Annotated in this window: 5 protein-coding genes; 1 reads left to right on the forward strand and 4 read right to left on the reverse strand. The window is 71.0% G+C overall.

Going from position 1 to position 7,106, the window contains the following annotated elements:
* Window positions 1-865: 865 nt before the first annotated feature.
* Window positions 866-2,170, reverse strand: a complete 1,305-nt coding sequence (gene tyrS / locus ACYVD5_RS11975; protein WP_461001066.1) for a tyrosine--tRNA ligase — start codon at window positions 2,168-2,170, stop codon at window positions 866-868.
* Between the two features lie 260 nt (window positions 2,171-2,430).
* Between tyrS and ACYVD5_RS11980 the strand changes: the two genes are divergently transcribed.
* Window positions 2,431-3,075, forward strand: coding sequence for a GmrSD restriction endonuclease domain-containing protein (locus ACYVD5_RS11980; protein WP_461001067.1), 645 nt, complete (start codon window positions 2,431-2,433; stop codon window positions 3,073-3,075).
* 68 nt (window positions 3,076-3,143) lie between these two features.
* Here the strand turns inward: ACYVD5_RS11980 and lhgO are convergent, their stop codons facing one another.
* The 3 genes from lhgO to ACYVD5_RS11995 form a co-directional block, all read right to left on the reverse strand.
* A complete protein-coding gene (gene lhgO / locus ACYVD5_RS11985; protein ID WP_461001070.1) occupies window positions 3,144-4,358 on the reverse strand; it encodes an L-2-hydroxyglutarate oxidase in 1,215 nt (404 codons plus the stop codon).
* A 110-nt stretch (window positions 4,359-4,468) separates the two neighbouring features.
* Entirely contained in the window at window positions 4,469-4,828 is a 360-nt protein-coding gene (locus ACYVD5_RS11990) for a DUF742 domain-containing protein (RefSeq protein ID WP_461001068.1), read from the reverse strand.
* A complete protein-coding gene (locus ACYVD5_RS11995; RefSeq protein WP_461001069.1) occupies window positions 4,815-6,848 on the reverse strand; it encodes a sensor histidine kinase in 2,034 nt (677 codons plus the stop codon). The genes ACYVD5_RS11990 and ACYVD5_RS11995 overlap by 14 nt, the downstream gene beginning before the upstream one ends.
* Between the last annotated feature and the right edge of the window lie 258 nt (window positions 6,849-7,106).

Raw genomic sequence — 7,106 nt, forward strand, 5'->3', positions numbered from 1 at the left:
TCTCCATTAAAGGTCTGATCAACCCTGACCGCGGCCCGGCAAAAACCCGCACCGGCCGGCGATGGCCGTGCGGGCGAACTCCGGGCCCATCAAAGGAACCCCGGAACCACCATGGTTCCCCCGGAAAACCGGAGGGTGTGGTTCCTCGGGGCCAAAACAAACATGGCACAAAGAATAAACACGCGCTGTTGAGTTCTCAAGAAGCAACCGTTCATCCGGTACAAGCTCCGGCCCGCCCGGTGGCGGACCCGCTCAAGCTCTTCCCAAGAGACGGGCATTTTCCCGGCTAAACCGAAAGGCCTTTTGCGTTGCCCCGCGGTTTCGCTTATGTTTTGAATTTACCAGCTTTTCAGCGGGCTGCCAAATTGGCGGCTGTTGAAGAAGTGGTCCATTCATACGGCCCGGCAATAAAGCCGATCCGGTTCAGCAGAGTTTACCAGGCACAGCATCCAAGCGCGCCTTGTGCTCCGAGGTTGTCGAGTGCGGTCCGTGTGCACGCCTTAGCGGTCGTTCGCCGACCCGCAGCGACCTGCCTACGATAGGTTCTGCGCACGCAACCGTCAAATCGCTCGGTGGTCTCCGGATTGTCGCCGGCATATGGCCGGAGCGCGGGAGGGCGGAACGGAGCCGGCTGGGTGCCTGCGCGGATCGTGGTCTGGCCATCGGCTGGTCAGCGCGGCCGCGCGGTGAGTCAAGTCCTGTTGTTGCACCCACGTTCCTGCCCCCCGGCCGACGGGGCTAAACACCCCGTCCCGGGCAGATGATCGCCCGGCCCGGCACCGGCGTGCGGGAAAGACGGGCGGGGCGGAGCGCAGATGGGCCCCGCCCCGCCCGTTCGGCCGCCGCCGCCCTCGGCTCGCGGCGCTCATGCCACGCCGAGGACGACCCCGCCGACGTTGCGCTTGCCCCTGCGCAGCACCAGGTAGCGGCCGTGCAGCAGGTCGCCCGCGCCCACTCGGGTATCGACGTCGGTGACCTTGGTGTTGTTCAGATAGGCCCCGCCCTCCTGGATCGCGCGCCGGGCCGCCGACTTGCTCGTGACCAGGCCCGACCCGACGAACAGGTCGACCAGCGGAGGCAGGTCCGCTGCCGAGCCCGCCGGTTCGGCCGTGGGGACCTCGGCGAGTGCGGCACCCAGCGTCCGCGAGTCCAGGGCCGCGAGATCGCCCTGCCCGAAAAGGGCGCGGCTGGCTTCGACGACCTTGCTGCACTCGTCGGCGCCGTGTACCAGCGTGGTCAGCTCCTCGGCCAGCGCGCGCTGGGCGGCGCGGGCCGCGGGGCGTTCCTCGGTCTGGCGCTGCAGGTCGTCGATCTCGTCCCGGCTGCGGAAGCTGAACACTCGCAGGTACCGCAACACATCGCGGTCGTCGGCGTTGAACCAGAACTGGTAGAAGGCGTACGGGCTGGTCAGCTCGCTGTCGAGCCACACCGTTCCGGACTCGGTCTTGCCGAACTTGCTGCCGTCGCTCTTGGTCAGCAGGTTCGTGGTCAGCCCGTGGGCCGCCCCGTGCGGCTCGTTGCCGTCGACGCGGCGGATGAGGTCGAGCCCCGCGGTGATGTTGCCCCACTGGTCGCTGCCGCCGATCTGCAGCGTGCAGCCGTGGCGGCGGTAGAGCTCAACGTAGTCGTAGGACTGCAGCAGCACGTAGCTGAACTCGGTGTAGCTCATCCCCTCGCCGTCGAGGCGGCTGCGGACGGTCTCGCGGGCGAGCATCTGGTTGATGCTGAAGTGCTTGCCGACGTCGCGCAGCAGGTCGATGGCGCTCATCGAGCGCAGCCACTCGCCGTTGTCGACCATCAGCGCATCGGTGTCCTGTGCCGCACCGTCCTCGGGGGTGAAACGCAGGAACGCCGCCAGTTGGCGGCCGAGGATGCCCACCCACCCCTCGACGATGTCCGCGGAATTCAGCGTGCGCTCGGCGTTGGGCTTGGGGTCGCCGATGAGACCGGTACCCCCGCCGACGAGCGCGATAGGCCGGTGCCCGGCCCGCTGGAACCGGGCCAGGGTGAGGATCTGGGTGAGGTGGCCGACGTGCAGGCTGCCCGCTGTGGGGTCGAAGCCGCAATAGACGGTGATCGGGCCATCGGCGAGTGCCTTGCGGAGTTCGTCAAGGTCGGTGGTCTGCGCGAGGAGTCCGCGCCATTCGAGTTCGTCGATGATGTCGGTCACGGTCGTCTTTCCGTCGGTGGCGGCGCCGCCGCGCCGGCAAGGCACAGGGCTGCCGCAAGGTTTGCGGGTGGACTTCTTCTACCGTATCCGCTGCGCCGAGCAGGCGCCCGCCGATTTCCGCCGCCCTCGGCGGGCCCGGGATCCGGGTTCCGGTCATCCGGAGTAAGCGTTTGTTCACATGCGGCGTGTTTCGCCGCTCGCCTCCGGTGAGTCAGCCTCATGGTGTCCCAAACGCCCCCGCTCAGCCATTTGGAGACCTGATGCCCGCACTTGTGCGTCTGCCGATCGCCGCTGCGGCCACAACCGCCCTGGCCGCCACCCTGCTGTCCATCGCCTGCGCGCCCGCATCCGCCGACCCGCCCGCGCCGCCCAGCCTGGCGGAGGCGCGGTCTCAATTGGCGGACCTCACGGTCGAGGCCGACGGGTCGGACGCCGACTACGACCGCGACCTGTTCCCGCACTGGTCGGCTGTCGAAGGCAACTGCAACGCCCGCGAGATGGTGTTGCGCCGCGACGGCACCGGTGTCGAGGTCGGCGCCGACTGCTACCCGGAATCCGGCAGCTGGAGCAGCCCTTACGACGACTTCAGCACCTCCGACCCCTCCGAGGTCAGCGTCGACCACATGGTCGCGCTCGCCGAGGCCTGGGATTCGGGCGCCGATACCTGGTCGACCTCCCGGCGCGAAAGCTTCGCCAACGACCTGTCGACGCCGCAGCTCTGGGCCGTCAGCGCCTCCAGCAACAGCTCCAAGGGCGCCGACGATCCCGCCGAGTGGATGCCCGAGCGCACCGCCGTGCACTGCGACTACGCCAAGAGCTGGATCAACGTGAAGTACGAGTGGGACCTCAGCGCCGATTCCGCAGAGGTCGCGGCGCTGGAGGACCTGCTGGCCTCGGCCTGCTGACCAGCGCCGCCGCGGCCCGGCCGCGGGCACGGTGCCGACCCCGGGGGCCGGCACCGTGCCCGTCCCGCTCAGTTGAAGAGCACCTTCTCGCCCAGGTGTTCGGCGATGGCCAGCGACGACGTCGCCGCCGGCGAGGGCGCGTTGCGCACGCAGGCCACCCGGCCGTGGGTGTCCACCGCGAAGTCGTCCAGCAACTCGCCCTTGGCGGTGAGCGCCTGGGCGCGCACACCCGCCGGGGCCGGCCGCAGATCGGCACTGGTGAGCTCGGGGACGAGCCGGCGGGCCTGGCGGGCGAAGACCGCGGTGGAAGCCGATACCGCCATCTCCCGCGCCCCCATGGCCCAGTGGCGGCGGGCGAGCCGCCAGAATCCGGGGTAGGCAACGGTGTCGGCGAGGTCCCGGGGCAGCACATCGCCCATCCGGTAGCCTTCGCGGGCCGTGGCCAGGATCGCGTTGGGACCGGCCATGACCTCGCCGTGCACGTGCCGGGTCAGGTGCACGCCGAGGAACGGGTATTGCGGATCCGGGACGGGGTAGATGAGCCCGCGCACCAGGTGCTGGCGGCCGGGCGCGAGTTCGTGGTAATGCCCGCGGAAGGGCACGATGCGCGGGTTCGCCGGGGCGCCCGCCATGCGGGCGAGGCGGTCGCTGTGCAGACCGCCGCAGATGATCACCGAGTCGAAGCTGCGCCGCACCCGCTCGCCCCGGGGGTCGCCGGTCAGCACCTCGGCGGTGTCGGTGTCCTGGCGCAGCGCGATCACAGGTGCGCCCAGCACGATGGTGCCGCCGGCGCGGCGCACGTCGTCGGCCAGGGCCTCGGCCACCGCGATGAAGTCGGTGATGGCGGTTGTGGGCGAGTGCAACCCCGCCACTCCACTGACATGCGGCTCGATTTCCCGCAGCCCGTCGGGGCCCAGCCGGGTGACCCCGGGGACCCCGTTGGACTCCGCGCGGCGCTCGATGTCGTCCAGGCGGGCGGCGTCGGCCGCGTCGCGGGCGACCAGGACCTTGCCGACCTGCTCGTAGGGCAGGGCGCGCTCGGCGCAGTAGTCGCGCAGCAGCGTGGTGCCGCGCCTGCACAGCAGTGCCTTGAGCGAACCGGGCCGGTAGTACAGCCCGGCGTGCACGACCCCGCTGTTGTGGCCCGTCTGGTGGCGGCCGACCGCATCTTCCTTCTCCAGGACGGTGACGCGGGAGCCGGGTCGGTTCAGCGTGATCCACCTGGCCAGCGCGAGCCCGATGATTCCGCCACCGACGATACCGATGCGTTCGATGCTCATCAGCGCAACCTAGCAATCCGGTCGGCGGCGCCCGGTGGCCTCCCCCGCATGCGTTGCCTGCGCCCGGCGATTCGGCGGTCGGAGCAGCACCGCGGTGCGGACCGCGGTGCAGATCACAGGGCCCGCAGTCCGTCCAGCAGCAGTTGCAGCACGTCATCGCTGCTGAGCTGGGGGGCGGCGGTACACATGGCGAGGTCGCCGGCCTCGACCATGTCGGCAATGAGCAGCTTTGCCACGCTCAGCGGCAGCCCCAGCAGCGCGGCGAGCTCGGCGACGGTCTGCGGAGTGGTCGCCAGCCGCAGCAGCGACTCGCGTTCGGGGCGCAGCTGGTGGTCGGGGCCGGGATCGCGGCGCGCGACGACGCGGGTGAGCAGGTCTAGCCCGCCGGTGGCGGGCGCTCCGTCGATGCCGATGGCGAAGGGCCGCACGAGCCGCCCTGGGCCGCCCCCGGCCGGGCCGCTAGCGCCGGCCATCGCGATCGCCGTCCTGGGTCCGGGTGCCGGAACGGTTGTCGACCAGTGCGGGCGGCGGCGGGGCCTGATCCGGCGCCCACTCCAGCAGGGTGTCGGGGATGACCGCGGTGGCGCTGGTGCCGCCGTAGGGCGAGGGCCGCAGCCGAACGGCCACGCCGTGGCGGGCCGCCAGGCGCGCCACCACGAACAGCCCGAGGCGGGGTTCCTCGGGCAGCGCCATGACGTCGAACTCCGGCGGCTCGCCCAGTACGCGGGCGGCGTCGGTGTAGCCCTCGTCGGTCAGCCCCAGACCGCGGTCTTCGACCTCGACGGCGACGCCGCCGCTGACCTTGCCGCAGTTGACGTCGACCGAGCTGGTGTTCGGGGAGAACTGGGTGGCGTTCTCGATCAGCTCGGCGAGCAGGTGCACGATGTCGGCAACCGCGGCTCCGCTGAGCCGGGCGCGGGGGGCCGAGGTCAACCGGACACGCTCGTAGTCTTCGGTCTCGGTGATGGCGCCGCGCAACACGTCGGCCAGCGGCAGGGACTCGCGCCAACGCCGGGCGGAGCCGGCGCCGCTGAGGATGATGAGGTTGTCGGCGTAGCGGCGGGCGCGGGTGGCCAGGTGGTCCAGGCTGAACAGGCGGCGCAGCGCGCGGGGGTCCTCCTCGTCGGCCTCGATTTCGTCCAGGACACTCAACTGGCGCTGGACCAGCGCCTGGTTGCGGTATGCGATACCCAGGAACACCCGGTTGGCGCCGCGCCGGATCTCGGCTTCTTTGACGGCTGCGCTGGCGGCCGTGCGCTGGGCGGTGTTGAACGCGGCGGCGACCTGGCCGAGTTCGTCGCCGCCGTAGTCGAGGCGCGGAAGTTCGGCGGTGACGTCGACGCGCCGCCCTTCGCGGGCGTGCGTTGACATGGCGGGCAGCCGGGTTTCGGCCAGGGCGAGCGCGTCGTCGCGCAGCCGCCGCAGCCGCGCGGTGAGCCGGCCCAAGGAGCGCAGCGCCGCGATGATGGCCGCGGTTCCGGCCACCAGCGAGATAAGGCTGCCGATGGCGCCGGCGGCCAGCCGGTTCACGGCCGAGTCCCAGGCGGTGTCGACGGTCCGGTCGACCTGGCCGGCGACCAGTTTCGCCATGGCGGGTTCGGCCGCTGTGGCGGCCTTGTTCCATTCGTCGGCGGTCACGCCGATTTCGGTGTTCCAGGCGGCCGACCCGCCGGACGTGGTGTCGTCGGCCAGCGGCGGGCGGGTGACCACGGAGCGGCTGAGCCGCTCGGCCGTGGTCCAAGGGCCGGAGGCGACGAGTGAGTCGTGGCGGCGCTGGGTGGCACCGCTGAGTTCGTTGGCGGTGTCGGCGAGGGTGTCGCGGTAGGAAGCGGTGAGGTAGGTGAAGTGCGCGGTCTCCTGGTAGGTCATCCCGCCGGCGGCGATGGTGCCGGCGAGCAGCGCGTCGGATTGGGCGAACTCCTCGTGCGCGGTGGCCAGCCGGCGCGCCAGCGCGGCCTCGGGCAGGCTCGCGCCGCGTTCCAGCGGGCGCAGCAGCGCACCGATGGTCTCGGAGGTCTCGCCGATGAGGTCGCTGTAGGAGGTGAGCGTGATGGTGCGGTCGGCGCCGCCGTCGGCGGTGCGGTCGACATCCGCGCGCAGTTCGGCCAGGCGGTCGCTATCGGCCGCGAAGGCGCGGGTGCCGGGCAGCGGTTCGCGCCCGGGGCCTGCGCCCACGACCGAGGCGAAGTCGGCGGCGCGGCGGGCCGCGGCATCGGTGTGCTCGCGCTGGTCGTCGAGTGCCGCGCGTGCCTGCTGGTCGCCGGGGTCGCCGAGGTGGATCTGGGTGAGCCGGCGCTCGGCGCGGAGGTCGTCGGCAAGGCGGTCGTAGGCCGCGATGCCGTCGCGGCCGTTGATGATCGACAGGAGCAGCGAGCCTGCCTGGAACGTTTCGGCCGCGGCCATCACCGTCCACAGCACCAGGAAACTGATGCTGGGGACCAGCACGATGCGGGTGAGCTGCTTGCGTATGGTCGGTTGCTTTTTCTGGTCCATGGTCCCCCCAACCTGGAACCACAGACGCTACCGAAAAACCGCAGCCCTGTGTTGCGGAACGGTCACATTGGGTAGTGTTGACGGGTCAGCAGGCATCGGGGATGCCCCGCACGCCCCCGGCGCCCGCGCTGACGCGCATGCGGGTGCGCACACCGCCGCACCTACACCGAAGTCGTGCCGGTCAGCGCATTGCTTAACGGCCTAGGTGTGATGTCCCGGGACGTTGGTAACAGCCGACACGCCCCGCACAGCGGTTGA

This window comes from Streptomonospora sediminis (assembly GCF_054778995.1).